This window comes from Agromyces sp. LHK192 (assembly GCF_004006235.1).
Lineage (GTDB): Bacteria > Actinomycetota > Actinomycetes > Actinomycetales > Microbacteriaceae > Agromyces.
Genome location: NZ_CP034753.1, coordinates 1086200 through 1108895, shown reverse-complemented (window position 1 = coordinate 1108895; position 22696 = coordinate 1086200). Strand labels below are relative to the sequence as shown.

The following is a 22696-nucleotide window of genomic DNA, read 5'->3' as shown; positions in this document are numbered from 1 at the left end:
GGCGCCGCGCGCACGCGCGTCGAGATCGCCCTGTTCGCGGGCCCCGCCCTCGTCGTGTTCGTCGGCTTCGTGATCCTGCCCGTCGTGCTCGCGGCGGTGTACTCCTTCTACAACCTTCCCGCGGCGTTCAAGTGGGAGAACCTCGCCGACCCCGAGCGATTCGTCGGCTTCGACAACTACGTGCGGGCGCTCACGACGCCCGAGTTCCTCCGGGCGATCGGCAACAACTTCACGATCCTCGCGCTGTCGCTGCTCATCCAGGGTCCGCTCGCGATCGGCATCGCGCTGCTCCTCAATCGCCGCATGCGCGGCCGCAGCGCCCTCCGCCTCCTGATCTTCGTGCCGTACGTCCTCGCCGAGGTCATCGCGGGCCTCGCCTGGAAGCTGCTGCTCCAGCCGAACGGCGGGGTCAACGCTCTCCTCGAGGCCGTGGGCCTCGGCGCGCTGCAGCAGAACTGGCTCGCCGACCCGGACATCGCCCTGTGGACGCTGTTCGGCATCCTCACGTGGAAGTACACGGGCTTCGCGATCATCCTCATGCTCGCCGGCCTCCAGGGCGTGCCCGAGGAGCTCGGCGAGGCGGCATCCATCGACGGTGCGAGCTGGTGGCAGATCCAGCGACACATCACGATCCCGCTGCTCGGCCCGACCATCCGCATCTGGGCGTTCCTGTCGATGATCGGCGCCCTCCAGCTGTTCGACATGGTGTGGGTCACGGTCGCGCCGACCGTGCGCCAGATGTCGACCGAGACGATGGCGACGTACATGGTGCAGCAGGGCCAGTTCGCCGGGCAGCCCGGCTACGGCAGCGCGATCGCCGTCATCCTCTTCCTCATCTCGCTCGTCGTCGCGCTCGTGTACCAGCGCTTCGCCCTCCGCCGCGACCTCGCCGGCGCAGTCACCTCTGGAGTGCGCTGACATGACCGCCACCTCCGCAACCTCCGCCGTCGTCACCGGCCGCGATCGGCCGCCTCGGGGCGCCGCCGCGGGGCGCCGCTTCGACTGGGGCCAGCCGTTCGTGTACCTGATCGCGCTCGTGGTCGCCGCGCTCGCCATCGGCCCCGTGCTGTACGTCATCATCGGCGGGTTCCGCACCACGGGCGACCTGAACGCGAACCCCGCTGGGATGCCGAACCCGTGGGTGTTCGAGAACTACGCGACCGTGCTCGGCTCGACCCGGTTCTGGGGCAACGTGCTCGCGAGCATGATCCTCGCGTTCGCCACGACCGCGGGCGTGGTCGTGCTCGGCATCATGGCCGCGTTCGTCATCGCCAGGTACGAGTTCCGTGGCCGGCAGGGCCTCTACACGATGTTCACGGCGGGGCTCATGTTCCCGCTGACGGTCGCGGCGCTCCCGCTCACGCTGCTGCTGCGGACCCTCGGCCTGCACGGCACGTATCTCGGCGTCATCATCCCGTCGATCGCGTTCGCGCTGCCGACGACGATCATCATCCTGGTGCCGTTCCTGCGGGCGATCCCCGACGAACTCGAGGAGGCCGCGGCGATCGACGGCACGACTCGCATCGGGTTCTTCTGGCGCATCCTGCTGCCGCTGTCGATGCCGGGGCTCGTCACGGTCGGCGTGCTCGCGTTCGTCGGCAGCTGGAACGGCTACCTGCTGCCGCTGCTCGTCATCTCGACCGGCACGCTGCCGCAGGACTTCTGGCCGCTGCCGCTCGGCGTCACGCAGTTCTCGACCCAGTACTCGCAGAACACGGGTGCGGTGCTCGCGTACACGTCGCTCGCGATGATCCCGGCCCTCGTGTTCTTCCTCGCCGCCGAGAAGCGCATCGTCGGCGGACTGCAGGGTGCGGTGAAGGGATGAGCGACGTGACGATCACGGATGCCCCGTGGCGGGACGCCACCCGCCCGGTCGCCGAGCGCGTCGAGGCGTTGCTGGCCGAGCTCACGCTCGAGGAGAAGATCGCCCAGCTCTACGGCGTATGGGTGGGCGCCTCGGCCGACGGCGAGGACGTGGCGCCGAACCAGCACGAGATGCAGAGCGAGCCGGTCGACCTCGACGTCCTGCTGCCGAAGGGGCTGGGTCAGCTCACCCGGCCGTTCGGCACGGCCCCGGTCGACCCGGCGCTCGGCGCCCGCTCGCTCGCCAGGACGCAGCGGCGCATCGTCGCCGAGTCGCGGCTCGGCATCCCCGCGCTCGCGCACGAGGAGTGCCTCGCGGGCTTCGCCGCCTGGGGCGCGACCGCCTACCCCGTTCCGCTGTCGTGGGCGGCGACCTTCGATCCCGCGCTCGTCGAGCGGATGAGCCGCCGCATCGGCGACGACCTGCGCTCGGTCGGCGTGCACCAGGGCCTCGCACCCGTGCTCGACGTCGTGCGCGACGCCCGGTGGGGGCGCGTCGAGGAGACCATGGGCGAGGATCCGTTCCTCGTCGGCACCATCGGCGCCGCGTACGTGCGCGGCCTCGAGGCGGCCGGCGTCGTCGCGACCCTGAAGCACTTCGTGGGCTACTCGGCCTCTCGGGCCGGGCGCAACCTCGCCCCGGTCTCGGTGGGGCCGCGCGAACTCGCCGACGTGCTGCTGCCGCCGTTCGAGACCGTGCTCCGCGAGGGCCGCCCGCGGTCGGTCATGAACGCCTACACCGACCTCGACGGCGTACCGACGGCCGCCGACGCGACCCTGCTCACCGACCTGCTGCGCGGCGTCTGGGGCTTCGAGGGCACCGTGGTCGCCGACTACTTCTCGGTGGCGTTCCTGCACACCCTGCACGGCACGGCCGGTTCGCTCGGCGACGCGGCCGTGGCCGCGCTCGAAGCCGGCATCGACGTCGAACTGCCGACGGTGCACGCGTTCGGCGCCCCGCTCGTCGAGGCGGTCGGCGGCGGCAGGCTCGACGAGGCGGTGATCGACCGCGCGCTGCGCCGCGTGCTCGCGCAGAAGGTCGACCTCGGCCTGCTCGACGCCGGATGGGACGCGACGCCGCCGGCGCTGGCCGCGCTCGGGGCGGGCGCACCGCGCGGTTCGATCGACCTCGACCCGCCCGCCAACCGCGCGCTCGCGGCCGAGGTCGCCGAGCGGGCGATCGTGCTGCTGCGCAACGACGGCACCCTGCCCCTGACCGGCCGCGGCGTCGACGGCCAGGACCGCACGGCGCCGGCGCGCATCGCGGTGATCGGGCCGACCGCCGACGACCGGTTCGCCGTACTCGGGTGCTACGCCTTCCCGACGCACGTCGGCGTGCACCACCCGGAGTGGGGCGACGGCATCGAGCTGCCGACCCTCGTGGAGTCGCTGCGCGCCGAGTTCCCGGACTCGGCGATCACGGTCGCCCAGGGCACCTCGATCGACGGCGACGAGACCGACGGGTTCGCGGATGCCTCCGCCGCGGCATCCGACGCCGACCTCGTGGTGCTCGCCCTCGGCGACCGGGCTGGGCTGTTCGGGCGCGGCACGAGCGGCGAGGGCTGCGACGCCGAGGACCTCGAGCTCCCGGGCGCGCAGCGCGCGCTGCTCGAGACCGTGCTCGACACCGGCACACCGACGATCGTGACGCTACTCGCGGGCCGCCCCTACACGCTCGGCACCGCACCCGTGCGGGCGGCGGGCATCGTCGAGGCGTTCTTCGCCGGCGAGGAGGGCACGCGTGCGATCGCGGGAGTCTTGAGCGGGCGCGTCGAGCCGTCGGGCCGGCTGCCCGTGTCGGTGCCGGCCTCCGCGGGCGTGCACCCGTCGACCTACCTGGGCTCGAAGCTCGCGCACGCCAACGGCGTCTCCAGCATCGACCCGACCGCGACGTACCCGTTCGGGCACGGCCTGTCGTACACGTCGTTCGACTGGACCGAGCTCTCCGGCGATGCCGGCGAGATCGAGACGGCCGGCAGCCTCACCGTCCGCCTCCGGGTCCAGAACGTCGGCGGGCGCGCGGGCAGCGACGTCGTGCAGCTCTACCTGCACGACCCGGTGGCATCGGTCGTGCAGCCCGTGCAGCGGCTCATCGGCTTCGCGCGGGTCGACCTCGCGCCCGGCGAGGCATCCGACGTGTCGTTCGAGGTGCCGGCCGACCTCGCCTCGTTCACCGGACGCGGCGGCGAACGCCTCGTCGAGCCCGGCGAGATCGTGCTCAGCGCTGGGCGCTCGAGCGGCGACCTCCGCTCGACGCACACGGTCTCGCTGACCGGGCCGGTGCGCACGCTCGGAACCGACCGGGCGCTGCGACCGACCGTCGTGATCGGAGGCCCGCTCCCCGGCGCGTGAGGGTGGTCCGGCGCCGGACCTCCCCACCGGCGCCGGACCACGATCGCGGCCGGATCTCCCACCACCCCACCGGCACCATCGCACAGCACGAACAGCACCACCGGCACCACCCATGCGCCGGCGCTCCTTCGCGCGCCGGCCCGACGCGCGAAGGAGCGCAGCATCATGCAACGACGCAGGATACGAACGGGAATCGGGCTCGTGACCGCCGCAGCGGTCGCCGCCGCGGGGGTGCTGCTCGGCACCACGCCCGCCGCGGCCGAGCCCACCACGGTCAGCTCGGTCGACTTCGAGGACGGCACCACCGGCGCCTGGACGCAGTCGGGCGGCGGATCGGGCCTCCTCGAGGTGGTCGACGGCCCCGACGGCGGCAAGGTCCTCCGGGTGAACCAGCGAGCCGCCGACTACGAGGGCGTCCAGTCGCCGACCGGCCTCTTCGAGCCCGGCGCGACGTACGACTTCAGCATGCGGGCCCGGCTCGCCGACGGGGTCGCAGGGCCCGCCGGGGTGCGCTTCGTCATGAAGCCCGCCTACAGCTGGATCGGCAACACCACGATGACGGCGGATGCCTGGACCACGGTCGCCGGCTCCTTCACCGTGCCGGCCGACGCCGACCCCGCCGCGCTGCAGGTGTACCTCGGCACGGGCGACCTCACGCCGGCGGCACCGTACTCGTACCTGATCGACGACCTCCGCATCACCACGGAAGATACCTCGGGGCCGACCGACCCCGGCAGCCCGGGCGAGGTCGTGCTCTCGAGCGACTTCGAGGCCGGGCTCGACGGTTGGGCGCTGCGCGGCGGCAGCGGCTCGACCGCGGCGACCGTGTCGCTCAGCACCGAGCAGGCGCACGCCGGCGCGCAGTCGGCGGTCGTGACCGGCCGCGAGGGCCAGGGCGACGGCATCGGACACGAGGTCACCGGCCTGCTCGACGCCGGCGTCACCTACGAGCTCAGCGCGTGGCTGCGGTTCGGCGACGGACAACCGGTCGACGACGTGTGGCTGAGCCGGGCGAACACGACGGCCGGTTCGACGTCGTATGCGACGCTCGCCCAGTTCGACGGGGTGACGGACGAGGGCTGGACGAAGGTCACCGCGACGTTCCAGGGCTCGGACGCCGAGGCCTCGCAGCTGTACTTCGAGACCCGCTGGGACAACGGCGCCACGGGCAACACGAGCGACCTGTACCTCGACGACGTCACGCTGCGCGTCCCCGAGCCGCCCGTCATCGAGGACCTGACCGGCATCCGCGAGACCGTCGACTTCCCGGTCGGCGTCGCGATCGACAGCCGGGAGACCGCGGGTGCGGCATCCGAACTCGTGCTGCGCCACTTCGATCAGGTGACGCCCGAGAACTTCATGAAGCCCGAGGCCTGGTACGACGCCGACGGTGCGTTCGTCGAGGTCAACGCCGAGTCCGACGCGCTCATGGACTTCGCGCAGGCGAACGGCCTCGACGTCTACGGCCACGTGCTGGTCTGGCACAGCCAGACGCCCGCCCGGTTCTTCCAGGACGACGCCGGGCAGCCGCTGGCCGCCGACGACGCCGGGAAGCAGGTGCTGCGCGACCGGCTGCGACAGCACGTGTTCGACGTGGCCGGATACCTCGCCGGCAAGTACGGCGAGTTCGGCAGCGACACGAACCCGCTCGCCGCGATCGACGTGGTCAACGAGGTCGTCTCCGACGGCGGCGAACACCCCGACGGGCTGCGTCGCAGCGAGTGGTTCCGGGTGCTCGGCGAGGAGTTCATCGACCTGGCGTTCCAGTACGCCGACGAGGCGTTCAACGGCGAGTTCGCGGCCGCAGGCGCGGACCGCCCGGTGACGCTGTTCATCAACGACTACAACACCGAGCAGGGCGGCAAGCAGGATCGCTACCGGGCGCTCGTCGACCGGCTCCTCGAACGCGGCGTGCCGCTCGACGGCGTCGGCCACCAGTTCCACGTGAGCCTCGCGATGCCGGTCTCGGCGCTCGAGGGCGCGATCGAACGGTTCGCCGACCTGCCGGTGACGCAGGCCGTCACGGAGCTCGACGTGACCACCGGAACCCCGGTGACGCAGGCGAAGCTCATCGAGCAGGGCTACTACTACCGCGACGCGTTCCGGGTGTTCCGCGAGCACGCCGACGAACTGTACTCGGTCACGGTGTGGGGCCTCACCGACGGGCGCAGCTGGCGGGTCGACTCGGGCGCGCCGCTGCTGTTCACGGACGCCCTGAAGGCCAAGCCGGCCTACGTCGGCGCGGTCGACGGCGAGCTGCCGGCGCTGCAGCGCACCGCGAACGTGTTCGGCGCCGACGTGCCGCTCGGCACCTCGCCCGACGGCGCCCTCGCGTCGCCGGAGTGGGCGCGGCTGCCGCTGCACCCGATCGGGCAGGCGGCCGCGTTCCAGCTGCGTTGGGCGGGCGAGCGGTTGACGGCGTACGTGCGGGTGGAGGATGCCTCGCCCGAGGCATCCGACGCCGTGACCTTCACGCTCGACGGCACCGAGTACCGGGCCGCGCGCGACGGCACCGGCGACGTCCCGGCCATGGTCGGCGAGCGCGACGGCGGGTACGACCTCGCCGCCGAGCTGCCGATCCCGGGTGCCGCCGAGGGTGCGACGCTCACGTTCGACGTTCGGGCGACCGACGGCGACACGACCGCGGGCTGGAACTCGGAGGGCGCCGTCGGCACCCTCACCCTCGTCGAGCCGCTGTCGTACCTCGAGGTGTCGGAGGTGCCGGTCGACGCCGATGCACCGACGATCGACGGCGCAGTCGACGACGTGTGGTCGGATGCCTCCGCCTCGGCGGTCACGACGGGCAAGGTCGTCAGCGGGACGGACGGCGCCACCGCGACCGTGCGCACGCTCTGGCGCGACCAGACGCTGTACGTGCTCGCCGAGGTCGCCGACCCGATCGTCGACGTCACCGGGTCCGACCCGTGGATCCAGGACTCCGTCGAGGTGTACGTCGACGCCGGCAACGCGAAGAACGGCTCGTACCGATACGACGACACGCAGATCCGCATCAGCGCGGCGAACGCGGTCTCGTTCGGCACCGGCGACGAAGCGTTCCAGCGGGCGCGCGTGCAATCGGCGACGACGACCGTCGAGGGCGGGTACGTGGTCGAGGCGGCGATCGGGTTGCTCGAGTACGGCGGCGCGGGCACGTTCCACGGGCTCGATTTCCAGGTCAACGACGCGTCGGGCGGACAGCGGACGGCAATCCGCAACTGGGCCGACCCTACGGGCGCCGGCTACCAAACGACCGCGCACTGGGGCGTCGGGCGGCTCATCGCGGCCGCGGACCCCGAGCCCGTGCTCGAGAACCTCGTCGCCCCCTCGATCACGGGCGACCCGGTGAAGGGCCGCACCGTCACCGCGGATCCCGGCGAGTGGTCGACCGGCGACGCCGCGTTCGCCTACCAGTGGCACCTCGACGGCACGCCGATCCGGCGGGCGTCGGATGCCGCCTACAAGGTGAAGCCCGGCGATGTCGGGCGCGAGCTCACCGTCGTCGTCACGGCGACCGCCGATGGATTCGACCCCGTCGCGGCGACGTCGGCGCCCGTGGAGGCACTGCCCAAGCCGTCGACTCCGAGCCCCGGCGACGTCATCCGGTCGATCGTCGCCGCGATCCTCGACTGGCTGTCGAAGCTGTTCCCGTGATTCTGCGATGATGCTCGGGGGTCCGGCCGACGCGATCGGGCCCCCGAGCCGGCGCTCAGCCCCGAGTCGTCGCTCAGCCCCGAGTGGTCGCTCAGCCCCGCGGCGCCGCCGTCGACTCGCGCACGACGAGGCTCGTCGCGAGGTCCATCCGCGGCGTGGCGCCGGCCTGCGCCGAGGCACCTGCGGGTTCGGCGGCCAGCCGCAGCGCGAGCCGTACCGCCTCCTCCCCCATGCGGCGCAGCGGCTGGTGCACGGTCGTGAGCGGCGGGTTCACCCACCGGCTGATCGGCACGTCGTCGTAGCCGACGATCGAGAGGTCGTCGGGGATCGACAGCCCGGCGCTGCGCGCGGCATCCATCACGCCGAGCGCCTGGAGGTCGCTGCCCGCGAAGATCGCCGTCGGCCGTTCGCCGGCGGGGCGGCTGAGCAGCTCGGTCGCGTGGTTGCGCCCGCCGGTCACGTGGAAGTCGCCGAACCGGATCCAGGCAGGATCGATCGGCAGGCCCGCGGAGTTCATCGCCGACCGGTAGCCGTCGACTCGGGCGAGCGAGCACATCATGTCCTCGGGACCGGTGATCGTCGCGATGCGCCGGTGGCCGAGCTCGATCAGGTGCCGGGTGGCCGCGAGGCCGCCCGACCAGTTCGCCGATCCGACGCTCGGCACGTCGGGCGACGGGTCGCCCGCGGGGTCGACGATGACGAACGGGATGCTCCGCGTGCGCAGCTGTTCGCGGTACTCGGGCGCGAGTTCGCTGAAGACGAGCACGATGCCGACCGGCCGGCGCCGGATCACGCCGTCGATCCAGTCGGGGTCGGGCGCGTGGCGGCTGCCCGACACGGTGAGCACCACGCTGAGGCCGTGCTCCTTGGCGACCTGCTCGACGCCGCCGATGAGTTCCATCGACCAGATCTCGTCGAGCTCGTGGAACACCAGCTCGATGAGGTCGGCGTGGCCCTCGCTGCGCCCCGCGCCTCGGCGCTGGTACCCCCGGCGCTGGAGCAGTTCCTCGACGCGCGAACGCGTCGCGGGCGACACGTCGGACCGCCCGTTGAGCACCTTCGAGATCGTCGAGAGCGAGACGCCGGCCTCGTCGGCGACCTCGGCGAGCGTCACGCGCTCCGCGGAGACATCCGATGACATGTTTCGAATCCTAGCCCCGAAACTTGCGGCACCGCGGAATCGATCCCCGATAGCCTGTCGCGATGGGCCACGTCGACTCGGTGAACCTCGCACAACCCCGTCCGAACCCGTACAAGGACGCCCGGTCGACCGGCATCGGCAAGGTGCCCGTCGCCGGGCCGGTGGAGGTGCGAGCTCCGGGCTCGAAGGCCGACGGACTCGGCAGCGGGCTCGTCGGCGACTTCATCGGCGACCGCCGCCATCACGGCGGCGACGACCAGGCGGTCTACGCGTTCCAGCGCGAGGACCTCGACGACTGGGAGACGCGGCTCGACCGGGAGCTGCCGAACGGCTCCTTCGGCGAGAACCTCACGACCGTCGGGGTCGAGGTCAACGACGCGCGCATCGGCGAGATCTGGCGCGTCGGTCGCGATCTCGTGCTCCAGGTGACGAGCCCGCGCACGCCGTGCGCGACCTTCCGGGGTTCGATGGGCGAGCGGGGATGGGCGAAGACCTTCGCGGCGGCCGCCCGGCCGGGCGCCTACCTGCGGGTGCTCGAGCCCGGCCCGGTGTCGGCGGGAGACGAGGTGACGGTCGAGCACCGACCAGACCACGACGTCACGGTCTCGCTCGTGCTGCGCGCGACGACGACCGAGCGCGAGCTGCTGCCGCTCCTGCTCGCCGCGGGCGACGACCTCGACGACGAGCTGCGCGAGATGGCCCGCTCCGGCACGGTGTTCGAGCTCGACTGAGCGCGTCGCGGCGGCTTGCGTGCGCGGCATCCGTCCTTTATGTTGATCTTGCCAACAAATCACCGAAGACGCTGAAAGGCGGATCCACCATGGCCAGCGCGCCCACCCGCGACGACAAGTTCTCCTTCGGCCTCTGGACCGTCGGCTACAACGGCACCGACCCCTTCGGTGGCCCGACGCGCAACGCACTCGACGTCGTGCACGTGGTCGAGAAGCTCGCCGAGCTCGGCGCCTACGGCCTCACCTTCCACGACGACGACCTGTTCGCCTTCGGATCCACCGACGCCGAGCGCCAGACCCAGATCGACCGCCTCAAGGGCGCCCTCGCCGACACCGGCCTCATCGTGCCCATGGTCACCACCAACCTCTTCTCGGCCCCCGTCTTCAAGGACGGCGGCTTCACCTCGAACGACCGCCAGGTGCGCCGCTTCGCGCTTCGCAAGGTGTTCCGCCAGCTCGACCTCGGCGCCGAGCTCGGTGCGAAGACCTTCGTCATGTGGGGCGGCCGCGAGGGCGCCGAGTACGACTCGGCCAAGGACATCCGCGCCGCCCTCGAACGCTACCGCGAGGCCGTCAACCTCCTCGGCGACTACGTGACCGACAAGGGCTACGACATCCGCTTCGCGATCGAGCCGAAGCCGAACGAGCCGCGCGGCGACATCCTGCTGCCGACCCTCGGCCACGCGATCGCCTTCATCGACTCGCTCGAGCGCCCCGAGCTCGTGGGCCTCAACCCCGAGGTCGGCCACGAGCAGATGGCGGGCCTGAACTTCACCGCCGGCATCGCGCAGGCGCTCTACCACGGCAAGCTCTTCCACATCGACCTCAACGGCCAGCGCGGCATCAAGTACGACCAGGACCTCGTCTTCGGCCACGGCGACCTGCACAACGCGTTCTCGCTCGTCGACCTGCTCGAGCACGGCGGCCCCGGCGGCGTCCCGGCCTACGAGGGCCCGCGCCACTTCGACTACAAGCCGTCGCGCACCGAGGACGAGACCGGCGTCTGGGAGTCGGCCGCCGCCAACATGCGCACCTACCTGCTGCTCAAGGAGCGCGCCGCAGCGTTCCGCGCCGACCCCGAGGTGCAGGAGGCGCTCGAAGCCGCGAAGGTGACCGAGCTGTCGGTGCCGACGCTCGGCGAGGGCGAGTCGTACGACGACTTCCTCGCCGACCGCTCGGCCTATGAGGACTTCGACGCGAACGCGTACCTCGGCGGCAAGGGCTTCGGCTTCGTGCGCCTCCAGCAGCTCGCCACCGAGCACCTCCTCGGCGCCCGCTGACGCCTTCCACCCCGCCTCCGGTGGTCGAGTAGCGACGAAGGAGCGTATCGAGACCTCGCAGGCGGTCTCGATACGCGCTTCGCGCTACTCGACCAGCGGGACAACCCAAGGAGAGCACAGATGACGCTCGTCGCCGGGGTCGACTCGTCGACCCAGTCGTGCAAGGTCGTGATCCGGGATGCCTCGACCGGTGCGCTGGTGCGCACCGGTCGGGCCGCGCACCCCGACGGGACCGAGGTCGACCCGCAGGCCTGGTGGGTCGCACTGCAGGCGGCGATCGCCGACGCCGGCGGCCTCGACGACGTCGCCGCGATCTCGATCGCCGGCCAGCAGCACGGCATGGTCGTGCTCGACGCCGAGGGCCGGGTCATCCGCAACGCCCTGCTCTGGAACGACACGCGCTCGGCCGGCGCCGCCCGCGACCTGATCGACGAGGTCGGCGCGGCCGAGTACGCCGAGCGCACCGGCGTCGTGCCGGTCGCATCGTTCACCGCCACGAAGCTGCGCTGGCTGCGCGACGCCGAACCGTCGAACGCGCAGCGCGTCGCGGCCGTCGCGCTGCCGCACGACTGGCTGACCTGGCGACTGCGCGGGTACGGTCCGGCAGGTGCGCCGGATGCCCCGCTCGGCCCGGTGCTCGACGAACTCGCCACCGACCGGTCGGATGCCTCGGGCACCGCCTACTGGGGCGGCTCAGGCTCGGGAAGAGACGGCTACGACCGCGACCTGCTCGCACTGGCCCTCGGCCATGACGCGGTGCTCCCCCGCGTGCTCGGCCCCGCCGACCGCGTCGGCGAGACGCCTTCGGGCCTCGTCGTCGCGCCCGGAGCGGGCGACAACGCCGGCGCCGCGCTCGGCCTCGACGCCCAGCCCGGCGACGTCGTCGTGTCGATCGGCACGTCGGGCACCGTGTTCGCCGTCACGGGACAGCCGGTCGCGGATGCCTCGGGCACGGTTGCCGGCTTCGCCGACGCGAGCGGCAACTGGCTGCCGCTGATCGCGACCCTGAACGCCGCCCGGGTGCTCGACTCGACGGCGGGCCTGCTCGGGGTGGACCACGAGGAGCTCGGGCGCCTCGCGCTCGAGGCCGAGCCCGGGGCATCCGGACTCGTGCTCGTGCCCTACTTCGAGGGCGAGCGCACCCCGAACCTGCCCGATGCGACCGCATCGCTGCACGGGATGACCCTCACGTCGACGACGCGGGCGAACCTCGCACGCGCGGCCGTCGAGGGACTGCTCTGCGGACTCGCCGACGGGCTCGACGCCGTGCGCGGCCAGGGGGTCGAGGCGTCGCGGGTGCTGCTCATCGGCGGGGCCGCGCAGAACCCGGCCGTCCGGGCCGTCGCAGCCCAGGTGTTCGACGTGCCCGTGGCGGTGCCGGCTCCGGGCGAGTACGTCGCCGACGGCGCCGCCCGCCAGGCCGCGTGGGCGCTCACCGGCGACCGCCCGGCGTGGCCGGTCGAACTCGCGGCCGAACTCGCGCCCGACCCGCGGCCCGAGATCCGCGCCGCGTACGCCGCGGCGGTCGGCACGTCGCACGTCGATCCCCGCTGACCTCGCGCCCCGGCCCCCTACCGACCCGAGCACCCTTTTCAGGACCACAGCCCCGGTGGCTCGCAGAGCGGGTCCACGCCGCCCTGGTCCTGAAAAGGTGGGGGGTCAGCCGCGCGCCGCTGCGGCGAGCGCGTTCAGCAGCGCCGCGCCCGTGCGGGCGTCCGGCACCGTGACGACGAGTGTGGGGGCGTCCGTTCGCCGCACCTCGATGCCGGGGCCGCCGCGCAGGATGATGCCGCGCCGCCCCTGACCATCGAAGCGGAACCCCCAGCCGCCGAACTCGCCGGGCAGGACCTCGACGTCGGCGGCCGATTCGACCCGGTCGAGTGGCACCCGCGTGAGGCGGAATCCGAGCATCGTGCGCGCGGTGAGTCCCCGTCGGTCGACGGTGACGGTCATCCGGAGCGTCGTCGCGAGCGCCAGCACCACGACGAGCAGGATGCCCCAGAGCCACCAGGCCGCGGGCGCCATGACGATCGGCACGACGAGCCACGCGGAGGCGAGCCCCACGATGAGCAGCACCGCCCACGGCGCGGTCACCGACTCGGTCCACACCGCGCGCTCACCCGGCGCCAGCGCGAGCGCCGGTGTCGCGTCGGGCACCGCACCGCGTACCGGGGCCGGAAGCGCACGCCAGATGAGCCAGGCGACGAGGCCGCTGACCACGATGCCGCCGATGACGATGACGGGGATCGCCCACGCCGCGGGCACGCCGTCGTCGAGCTGCGTGCCGGTCAGCGAGAGGGTGATCACCGCGAGCAGCAGGGCGATGGCGGGCGCGATCGCCGCCATGAAGCGCACGCGTGCAAGCAGTCGGGCGTCGGCGTCCACGCCGGGAGCGAGTGCCTGCCGACCGGCGAATGTCGCCAGCGCGAGCGCGACGACGAGTGAGACGGCGATCGCGAGGTACGCGAACAGCGCCTGCGTCGGCGTCGCCCAGTTGTCGGGCTGCCCGGCGGCATCGAAGTGGATCGCGATCTCCTCGGGCAGCCGGTGCGCCCAGCCGAGCTGGATCACCGTGGCGAGTGCGACGATCGCGAGGGGCACCCAGACCACGAGCAGCCACAGGATGCGGCGGTCGCGGCGATGCTGTGCGACGCGGTCGGCATCGGCGGGTGCGGGTGCGGGTGCGGAGGCACTGGGCCGCTGGTCGTCGTGACGGTCGGTCATCGGTCGAATTCCTCTCGGATGATGGCGAACACGGTGTCTGCGGCGAGTCCGGATTCGCGGGCGGCTGCGACGAGGCCGGCGGCGAGGTCGCGCACGGCCTCGGCGTCGGCGGCCGCGTTCGTGACCACGGCCCCTCGCCCACGGCGCAGCTCGATGAGTCCCTCGTCGCGGAGCGTCTGGTAGGCGTGCAGCACGGTGTGCGCGTTCACGTCGAGCGAATCGGCGAGGTCGCGCGCGGCGGGCAGCCGTTCGCCTGCGGCAACCCGCCCGGCCAGCACCTCGGTGCGCACGGCGCGGACGAGCTGCTCGAAGATCGGCGTCGCCGAGCCGGGGTCGATGCGGATGATCACGCGGCCTATTATTCTAGTTATCACTAGAACAAGCCAAACTGCGGTCGACTGGCCGAACCCGACCTCCTCGTCGCGGCTCAGGAAGGACTGCGCACGGGACGGCATGTCCCGTCCGTCGAGACGGCGTGTCGGCCGAACGATCCTGAATCGCGAAGATCCCGCCCATGCCGGGCGCTCGACGCTCGGCGCTGGGCACGCGACGCTCAGGCGCGCCCGATCGCCACCGCGGCCAGCGCCGCCCCAGCCGCCTCCAGCCAGTGCAGCGGGTCGCGCATCGCGGCGTCCGAGGAGCCGGCGAGCTCGGTCAGCGACACCGCCCCGCCCTCGAAGCCCGAGGCGTCCGCCGTGATCGCACCCGCGACGAGCGCGACGGGCACTCCCGCGGCGACCGCTCGCGAAGCGACCTCGCTCGGCACCTTGCCAGCGGCCGACTGCCCGTCGAACCGGCCTTCACCGGTCACGACCACGGATGCCCCCGCCAGCGCGGCATCCATTCCGATTGCGTCGGCTACGGCGCCCGCGCCGCCGGCCATCGCCGCGCCCCACACCAGGAGCCCGAACCCGGCACCGCCCGCAGCGCCGGCGCCCGGCGCCGACGCGAACGAGGCACCGCCCGCCACGACGGCGACGAGGTGCGCGAGATTCGCCTCGAGGCGTTCGACCTGCGCCGGGTCGGCGCCCTTCTGCGGGCCGAACACGGCGGCGGCACCGGCCGGGCCGAGGAGCGGGTTGGTCACGTCGGAGAGGATGCTGGCGCCGCCGGGCGGCAGCGCCCTGAGCCCGTGCAGGTCGAGGGCCTCGATCGCGGCGAGCCCACCGCCGCCGGGCGGGATCGGCCGGCCGGAGGCATCCATCGCCCGCGCGCCGAGCGCCGCGAGCGCGCCGACCCCGCCGTCGGTCGACGAGCTGCCGCCGATCGCGAGGAGCAACCTGGTCGCGCCGCTGTCGAGGGCCGCGGCGATCGCCTGCCCGAATCCGAGGGTGTGCGCGTCGAGCGGACGCAGCGGGTCGAGCAGCGTGATGCCGCTCGCGAGGGCGAGTTCGACGAGCGCCGTGCCGTCGGGCAGTCGCAGCCAGCACGCGTCGACCGGGCGGTCGTCGGGGCCCTGCACGGTGACGGGCAGGCGCTCGGCGCCGGGCACGGCCACCGCGAACGCGTCGAGCGTGCCCTCGCCGCCGTCGGCCATCGGCAGTTCGACGATCTGGTCGGCGGGTGCGACCGAGCGCCAGCCGCGCGCGAGCGCGGCGGCCGCCTCGGTCGCGGTGGCGGTGCCCTTGAACGAGTCGGGCGCGAGCACGACGCGGCGCGGGGCGTTCACGACGCCCGGTGCGACCGTGCCGGCGGTGCTGGCGGGGCCGCCGACGCCGTTCACGACGGGAAGCCGAAGTCGGCGACGCCGTGCCCCGCGCTCGGTGCGGGGACCTCGGCGAGCCAGCCGAGCGCCCTCGCGATCAGGTCGCGATTCGCGTCGGACTCGTACGAGCGCGCATCGTGCCCGAGGCCCGAGTACACGAGCCGCGACCGCCCGATCTCCCGCGCCCAGACGAGCGGATGCCGCTCGCCGCCCTCGTCGTGCTCGGCGATCGGCTCGATGACGCCGGTCAGGCGCAGGTCGGTGTACCGCTCGTCGAGCACCGAGAAGTCGACGAGGCCCTCCGCGATCGGGTGGTTGCCCACGACGTGCACGTGCGCCTCGCCGAACGGCGGATGCCACGAGTGCCCGGCGATCCATCGGGCGCCGAGCGCCTCGCCGTAGGCGGGCAGCTCGCGCAGCGTCGCGGCCGCCGAGTGCAGCGCGAGGATGCCGACACCGCGTTCGAGCGCCGCGTCGAGCGAGTCGGCGGCAGTGGCCACGAGCTCGGCCGACGGCTGCGGCAGGTCGACGGCGCCCGGCGCGGGTTCGCCGTCGGGGTCGCCGGCGTTCACGATGAGCACCCGCACGTCGTCGGCCACGGCCTGCCCCGACGACCCGACCGCCCTGCCGAGCCCGGCGAGCCCCTCGAGCGGTCCTTCCACGATCTCGACGTCGAAGCCCGCGTCGCGCGCGATCGCGGCGAGCGCGGCACTGGTCTCGGGGTAGGGGTGCCACGGGTCCGCCGTCCGGCCGGATCCGCTCAGGATCACTGCTCGCATGTTCACTTCCTCACCATCGCCCAACCGTACGGCGCGAGCGTCAGGCCGTCGACCGGGGCTCCGGTCGCGGCATCCGTTCCGACCAGGTTCACGGCGACATCGCCGGTGGCGTGGTTGACCACGGTGACGACGTCGCCGCGGCGCATCGCCTCCACCTGCTCGGGCAGCCTCACGGCGACCGGCTCCACCCCGGTCGCCGTGAGGAGATGGTCGACGAGGGCCTGGGTGCCCGCCTCGTCGGGGATCGTCGCGAGGTACCGGGCCGACCCGGCACCGTGCTCGCGCAGCGTGAGTGCGGGGCGGCCCGTCAGGCGCCCGCCCGTGAAGGAGGCCTCGATCGAGGCATCCGTCACCCGGAGTTCCTCGGCGAGCAGCGTGCCCGTCGCGTCGCCGAACGGGCCCGCGAACGGCGCGACGCGCTCGCCCGGTTCGGCCGCCGGCGCGTCGGGGGCGACCAGCGCGCCGAAGTCCTCGACGTCGACGCCCAGGATCCCCCGCAGCTGCGTCGTGAACCCGCCCTCGCGGAACCGGTCGTGCTCGTCGACGACATCGGTGAACGGCCCCGTGACGAGGTGGCCGCCCGCGTCGACGAACGCCGTGAGCGCCGCGGCATCCGACTCGCGCAGCAGGTACAGCAGCGGCGCGATGACGAGGTCGTACTCCCCCGCGCGCTCGGCCGGGATCAGGTCGACCTGCACGTGCCGGCGGTGCAGCGCGCGGTGCCAGCGCTGCACGACCGCGGTGACGTCGAGCGCGTTCTGCGGGTGATCGGAGCCTTCGGCGGCCCACCGGTTCTCCCAGTCGTACACGATCGCGACGCGCGCGTCCGCGGGCTGCGGGGCGGGCAGTCCGGGCAGCGCCGCGAGCCGCGCGCCGAGGTCGACGACCTCGCGCCAGGTGCGCGTGTCGGTGCCCGCGTGGGGCAGCATCGCCGAGTGGAACTTCTCGGCGCCCGCCCGCGACTGCCGCCACTGGAAGAACAGGATGCCGTCGGCCCCGCGCCCGACCGCCTGGGCACTCAGCGCCGCCATCTGGCCCGGCGCCTTCGGCGCGTTCGTCGGGCGCCAGTTCAGGGCGTTCGTCGACTGCTCCATCAGCAGCCACGGCACGCCCGGCTTCAACGACCGCATGAGGTCGCGCGAGAACGCCGCAGTCCGGAACGACTCCGGGTCATTCGGGTCCGGGTAGCAGTCGTCGCTGACGACGTCGACGTGCTCGGCCCATTTCCGGTAGTCGGCCGGCTCGAACGCCCCCATGAAGTTCGTGGTGATCGGCTGGGTCGCCCCGGCGGCGCGGATCAGGTCGCGCTCCATCAGGTAGCACTCCAGGAGCATGTCGTTCGTGAACCGCTTGAAGTCGAGCACCTGGCCCGGATTGCGGCTGTACGGCGCCTTGCGCGGCGGCAGGATCTCGTCGAACGAGCCGTAGCGCTGCGACCAGAAGTCGGTGCCCCACGCCGCGTTGAGCGCGCCGATGTCGTCGTACCGATCGGCGAGCCAGCGGCGGAATGCGTCGCGCGCGGCATCCGAGTAGTCGGCGTGGAGGTGGCATCCGTACTCGTTGTTGACGTGCCACATCACGACCGCCGGATGCCCCGCATAGCGCTCGGCGATCGCCGTGACCAGCTCGCCCGCGAGCCGCCGGTAGACCGGCGACGACGGCGCGTAGGCCTGCCGGGAGCCGGGCCAGAAGACGGAGCCGTCGGCGTCGCGCGGCAGCAGTTCGGGGTAGGCGGCGCTCGCCCACGGCGGGGGCGACGCGGTGGCGGTCGCGAGGTCGACGGCGATGCCGCCGGCGTGGAGGAGGTCGATCACCCGGTCGAGCCAGCCGAAGTCGAACTCGCCCTCGCGCGGCTGGATGCGCGCCCACGAGAAGATGCCGAGGCTGACCATCGTGACGCCGGCTTCGCGCATGCGGGCGACGTCGTCGGGCCAGATCTCCTCGGGCCATTGCTCGGGGTTGTAGTCGGCGCCGTAGAGCACGCGGGTTCCTCTCGTCGGTGGGGTCGGACTCCCGTGGGATCGGCAGCCCGCGGCAGGCCGCGCCGCAGGAAAGCGTATTCCAATCGTACGCCATGCTCACGCCCCGCGCGCACCTCGAGATGCCGGAGGCCTAGGCTCGGGCGTCCTCGCGCGGCAGGGCCAGGTACCGGTGCACGAACGCGATCGCCATGCCGCCCTCGCCGACCCCGGCGGCGACGCGCTTCACCGAGCCCGATCGCACGTCGCCCACCGCGAACACGCCCGGCACGCTCGTCTCCAGGGCGAACGGCGGGCGCTCCTGCGTCCACGAGCCGCTCGACGCGGCATCCGCGCCCGTGAGCACGTATCCGCGATCATCGCGGGCGATCTCGGCCGGCATCCATCCGGTCACCGCGTCGGCGCCGATCATCACGAAGACCACGTCGCAGTCGCGACGCAGCGTCGTCCCGGTGCGGCGATCGGCGACGTCGATCGCGTCGAGTCCGTCGACGCCGTGGAGTCCGACGACCTCGCTGCGGGTCTCGATCCGGATGTCCTCGTGCGCCTCGAGCTGGTCGATGAGGTACCTCGACATGCTCGCCTCGAGCGACTCCCCGCGCACGAGCATGGTCACCGACCTCGCGTGCCGCGAGAAGAACAGCGCGGCCTGGCCGGCGGAGTTCCCGGCGCCGATGATGCAGACGTCGGCCCCCTTCGCGACGGCCGCGTCGCTGCGCGCGGCGCCGTAGAAGACGCCGTTGCCGAGGTACCGATCGACGCCGTCCACGGGCAGGTCGCGCCACTCCACCCCGGTCGACACGATCACGACCGCCGCGTGCAGGCGCTCACCGCCGTCGAGCACGAGGACGTGCGCCGGCGCTCCCGTCTCGATCGCCTCGACCGTGCGGGTCACCACGATCTCGGCCCCGAGCCGCTTCGCCTGCTTCAGCGCACGGCTGGCGAGGTCGTCGCCGGAGATGCCGAACGGGAACCCCGTGTAGTTCTCGATGCGGGTCGACGTACCCGCCTGGCCGCCCGGCGCGAGGGACTCGATCACGACCGTGCGAAGGCCCTCGGCCGCTCCGTTCACCGCGGCCGTCAGTCCGGCCGGTCCGGCGCCGAGGATGACGACGTCGTACGCAGCGGATGCCGGCTCGACGTCGAGTCCCGCGGCGACCGCGACCTCGCGGAGCGTCGGGTCGACGAGGCGGTCGCCGTCGGCGGTCTCCAGCACTGGGCGTTCGTCGGGTTCGGGACCGCCGGGTCGCTCGTCGTGATCGCCATCCACGCCCTCGACGGCGACCCGGTCGAACGCGACCTGGTTGCGCGTGAGGAACCGTTCGATGCGGTGCGTGCGCGCCTCGTTGCGCGGCCCGACGAGCCGGATGGCCGTCTCGGGCACCTCGGCGGCGATGGCCTGGAGGGAGTCGAGGTACCGGCGCGCGAGCGCCGCGACCCGGGCGGGCACCGACGGCGCCTGCGCCGCGAGGGTGTAGAACGCGGTCACGTCGAGCTTGAGGATTCGCGAGGCCGCCAGGCCCGGCGCCGCACGCCCGCTCGCGGGGAACGGCGTGCTCAACGTCATCGGCACCTCGCCGAAGAACCGGCCCGGCCTGCGCGTGCCGATCACGCGCTCCTCGCCGTTGACGACCTTCGTGATCTCGGCACCGCCCTCGATCACGACGAACAGCGCACGCTCGTCGCCCTCGTGCGCGAAGTACTCCCCCGGCGAGAGGTGGATGTCCTCGGCCGCCCGCGCCAGGCCGGCGAGCGTCGCCTCCGGCAGCGTCGAGAAGATGGGGACGGAGCGGAGCAGTTCGACCGTGATCACGACGCGCCTCGCCGCATCGCCCGAACCGACATCGACGTCCCCGCATCCGGCATTCGCACGCTGCGACCGTACTGAGCGGGCGACGACCGTCGCCACCCCCAGATCGCGGGCACCGACGGCGATCCGGGCATCACCCCGACCGTGGGATCCACCGGATCTCCGTGCGACCGGTGCGGCCGAGACCGTGGGGGCGTCAGGGGTGCGCGAGGGGAGGAGAATCGCGTGACGGGAGGCCTCCCATGACCACGATCGACCTCCCGTCACGCGATTCCCCTCCCCTCCCCTCGCGCCGCGAAGCGTGCGCCGGCCGCGTGCGTCGGTTGAGTACGTCGGGCTCAGCGAACGAGGGTGATCGGCCGGGCGAGCCCGCCGACCTGGACCGTGGGCCACCCCGGGTCGACCGTGAGCACCTCGAACCCGTCGACGTCGCGCACGATCGTGTCCTCGACCTTCGCGTCGGGCGCGGTCGGGTTCCAGGCGAACGCCTGCCCGGCCTGGACGAGGTCGTCGACCCCCGGCCCCGGCAGCGCGCGCGGATCGCGCCCCACGTAGCCGGCCGCGCCGCCCTGGTGGTGCCTGCGCCACTCCTCGGCGTCGAAGCCGTGCGCGGCGTAGGCGGCCGTGCCGGCGGCGAAGACGTCGGCGATCGGCGTGCCCGGCCGGGTCGCGTCGAGGAACGCCCGTTCGACCTCGAGGATGCGCCGCTCGCGGTCGGTCGATTCGCCGGTCGAGTCGCCGGTCGAGGCCGCCGGCGCGTCGCTCGCGGAGGCATCCGTCGCCGTGGCACCGGATGCGGCGATCCCGGCGAACGAGACCCAGCGCGTGACGTTCGAGATGAGCCCGTGCTTCCGACCGCAGACGACGAGCATCGCGCGAGAGCCGATCGGAGCGCCGGTCGGGAGCGGATGCCGGTGCCGCAGGCGCTGCGCGCCGGCGACGAGCACGACGAGCGGGTCCACACCCTGGAGCACGAGCCGCTCCGCGAGCAGGGCGGCCGCCTGCCGCTCGGTCCAACCCGGTTCGACGACGGATGCCACGCCCCCGACGGCCTCCGCCGACGCGCGGCCGAGGTGACGGAACCGGTCGCGTTCGGCCGGGAGCAGGCTCGCCCGCGCGGCGCGCAGGTCGGCTGCGACCTCGGATTCCTCGAGTGCGGCCACGCCGGCCGGCGCGAGCTGGTCGAACCACGGCACCTCGTGCACCGACGCGCGGTCGGCCGCGCCGAGCTCCTCGTCGGCGAGGCGATCGGCCTCGTTCGCGAACACCCGGATCTCGTCGCCGGCCCGGTCGACGACGACGGCGACGACCGGATCGCCCGCCAGCGAGACGTGGGTGCGCACCCCGTCGAGGTACCACGACACCGCGCCATGCGATCGGAGCACGAGCGAATCGGCGCCGTGCCGGTCGAGGATCTCCAGCACGCGCGCACGCTTCGCGCGGCGATCGGATGCCGAGGGTCCGGGCGAGCTCGAAGCGGTCGAGCCGACCGACGGCGCCATCGGAGCGGGTGCGGTGGTCGCCGCACCGCGGGTCGCGGCGCTCACGCGTCGACCCCGGCCGCGTCGATGCCGGCTGCGTCGACGCCGACTGCCTCGATGCCGGCTGCGTCGGGGCCCGCTGCGTCGGGGCCCGCTGCCGCACCGACCGGCCCGGCGCTCTCGCGCACCTCGAGCCGTGGGCGGTACACGACCGCGTGCCCGACCGGGTCGCCGGCGATGAGCGCGCGGAGCCTCGACCACACCTGGCCGCCGAGTTCGGCACGCGGCACCGAGAGGCTCGTGAGCGCCGGTGTCGCGAACGCGGCCATCGGCACGTCGTCGAACCCGGCGACGGAGAGGTCCTCGGGCACGCGGACCCCGAGCTTCCGGAGCCGCGTGAGCAGGCCGAGCGCGACGAGGTCGTTGAAGGCGAGGACGCCGGTCACCCCGTCGCGCTGCGCGGCGACCACCGCCTCGGCGGCGGCGAACCCGTCGTCGAGCCTCGAACCGCAGGGCTGGACGGAGATCTGCATCCCCGGGTCGGCGGCGATGGCCTCGGCGACGCCGCGGATGCGGTCGGCGTTCGAGGCGCTCGACTCGGGGCCGGCGAGGTAGAGCAGCCGGCGGTGGCCGAGCGCCGCGAAGTGTTCGACCAGGTCGCGGATGCCTCGGGCGTAGTCGACGCCGATGACCGGCGCGTCGCCCTCGAGCGTGCGGTTCACGACGACAGCGGGGGCCAGCCGTGCCGTGAGCTTCGCGAGCCGTTCGGCGGGTAGTCGCGGCGCGCACAGCACGATCGCGTCGCACCGCTCGCGGGCCTCGATGGCGATCTCCTCCTCGTCGTCGACCCGCTCGTTCGTGTCGGCGACGAGCACCCGGTAGCCCTCTGCCGCCGCCGCGACGCTCAGGCCCTTGAGGATGCCCTGGAACAACGGGTTCTCGAGGTCGGGCACGACCATCGCGATCGTCTGGTTGCGTCCCTGCACGAGGCTGCGCGCGGCGGGGCTCGGCCGGTACCCGAGGTCGGCCACCGCGCGGCGCACCGCCCGGACGATCTCGGGGTCGACCGAGGCCTTGCCGTTGAGCACGCGCGACACGCTCGCCTGCGACACCCCCGCCCGCGCCGCGACGTCGGCGATCGTCGTCGCCCGGCCTCGCTCACCCATGATCGCCTCCACTGCGCGTCGCGCGTCGCATCCG

16 protein-coding genes are annotated in these 22696 nt (G+C 73.2%); 7 read left to right on the top strand and 9 right to left on the bottom strand.

Features of this window, described 5'->3' with window-relative positions:
- Window positions 1–54 precede the first annotated feature (54 nt).
- From ELQ40_RS04945 to ELQ40_RS04930, 4 genes are all read left to right on the top strand, one after another.
- On the top strand, window positions 55–918 hold the full coding sequence (locus tag ELQ40_RS04945; RefSeq protein WP_240665943.1) for a carbohydrate ABC transporter permease: 864 nt from the start codon (window positions 55–57) through the stop codon (window positions 916–918).
- Window position 919: 1 nt separating this feature from the next.
- Window positions 920–1825, top strand: a complete 906-nt coding sequence (locus tag ELQ40_RS04940; protein ID WP_127792688.1) for a carbohydrate ABC transporter permease — start codon at window positions 920–922, stop codon at window positions 1823–1825.
- Window positions 1822–4215 carry a beta-glucosidase gene (locus tag ELQ40_RS04935; protein ID WP_127792687.1) on the top strand — a complete coding sequence of 798 codons (2394 nt, stop codon included), beginning with the start codon at window positions 1822–1824 and terminating at the stop codon, window positions 4213–4215. Before ELQ40_RS04940 ends, ELQ40_RS04935 begins: the two co-directional genes overlap by 4 nt.
- A gap of 201 nt (window positions 4216–4416) precedes the next feature.
- Complete coding sequence (locus tag ELQ40_RS04930) at window positions 4417–7866, top strand: endo-1,4-beta-xylanase (protein WP_164863474.1); 3450 nt, start codon at window positions 4417–4419, stop codon at window positions 7864–7866.
- A 91-nt stretch (window positions 7867–7957) separates the two neighbouring features.
- On the opposite strand, the gene ELQ40_RS04925 is transcribed toward ELQ40_RS04930, so the two are convergent.
- Window positions 7958–9007: a LacI family DNA-binding transcriptional regulator gene (locus ELQ40_RS04925; protein ID WP_127792685.1), complete on the bottom strand. Its 1050-nt coding sequence runs from the start codon at window positions 9005–9007 to the stop codon at window positions 7958–7960.
- 62 nt (window positions 9008–9069) lie between these two features.
- Here ELQ40_RS04925 and ELQ40_RS04920 point away from each other — a divergent pair, with 62 nt between their 5' ends.
- From ELQ40_RS04920 to xylB, 3 genes are all read left to right on the top strand, one after another.
- Window positions 9070–9738 carry an MOSC domain-containing protein gene (locus tag ELQ40_RS04920; protein WP_127792684.1) on the top strand — a complete coding sequence of 223 codons (669 nt, stop codon included), beginning with the start codon at window positions 9070–9072 and terminating at the stop codon, window positions 9736–9738.
- 89 nt (window positions 9739–9827) lie between these two features.
- Window positions 9828–11018, top strand: a complete 1191-nt coding sequence (gene xylA, locus ELQ40_RS04915; RefSeq protein WP_127792683.1) for a xylose isomerase — start codon at window positions 9828–9830, stop codon at window positions 11016–11018.
- A 120-nt stretch (window positions 11019–11138) separates the two neighbouring features.
- Window positions 11139–12572, top strand: a complete 1434-nt coding sequence (gene xylB, locus ELQ40_RS04910; RefSeq protein WP_127792682.1) for a xylulokinase — start codon at window positions 11139–11141, stop codon at window positions 12570–12572.
- A 105-nt stretch (window positions 12573–12677) separates the two neighbouring features.
- Here xylB and ELQ40_RS04905 read toward each other — a convergent pair whose 3' ends face one another.
- From ELQ40_RS04905 to ELQ40_RS04870, 8 genes are all read right to left on the bottom strand, one after another.
- A complete protein-coding gene (locus tag ELQ40_RS04905) occupies window positions 12678–13742 on the bottom strand; it encodes a DUF1648 domain-containing protein (RefSeq protein WP_127792681.1) in 1065 nt (354 codons plus the stop codon).
- Window positions 13739–14197, bottom strand: coding sequence for a GntR family transcriptional regulator (locus ELQ40_RS04900; RefSeq protein ID WP_370296658.1), 459 nt, complete (start codon window positions 14195–14197; stop codon window positions 13739–13741). Before ELQ40_RS04900 ends, ELQ40_RS04905 begins: the two co-directional genes overlap by 4 nt.
- 98 nt (window positions 14198–14295) lie before the next feature.
- Entirely contained in the window at window positions 14296–15411 is a 1116-nt protein-coding gene (locus ELQ40_RS04895; RefSeq protein ID WP_127795134.1) for a glycerate kinase, read from the bottom strand.
- A gap of 50 nt (window positions 15412–15461) precedes the next feature.
- Complete coding sequence (locus tag ELQ40_RS04890) at window positions 15462–16226, bottom strand: ThuA domain-containing protein (RefSeq protein ID WP_127792680.1); 765 nt, start codon at window positions 16224–16226, stop codon at window positions 15462–15464.
- A gap of 2 nt (window positions 16227–16228) precedes the next feature.
- Entirely contained in the window at window positions 16229–18208 is a 1980-nt protein-coding gene (locus ELQ40_RS04885) for a beta-galactosidase (RefSeq protein WP_240665942.1), read from the bottom strand.
- Window positions 18209–18338: 130 nt separating this feature from the next.
- Window positions 18339–20018, bottom strand: coding sequence for a cyclic nucleotide-binding domain-containing thioredoxin-disulfide reductase (locus tag ELQ40_RS04880; RefSeq protein ID WP_127792679.1), 1680 nt, complete (start codon window positions 20016–20018; stop codon window positions 18339–18341).
- A gap of 335 nt (window positions 20019–20353) precedes the next feature.
- On the bottom strand, window positions 20354–21562 hold the full coding sequence (locus ELQ40_RS04875) for a M24 family metallopeptidase (protein WP_240665941.1): 1209 nt from the start codon (window positions 21560–21562) through the stop codon (window positions 20354–20356).
- Window positions 21559–22662 carry a LacI family DNA-binding transcriptional regulator gene (locus tag ELQ40_RS04870; RefSeq protein ID WP_127792678.1) on the bottom strand — a complete coding sequence of 368 codons (1104 nt, stop codon included), beginning with the start codon at window positions 22660–22662 and terminating at the stop codon, window positions 21559–21561. Before ELQ40_RS04870 ends, ELQ40_RS04875 begins: the two co-directional genes overlap by 4 nt.
- Window positions 22663–22696 lie beyond the last annotated feature (34 nt).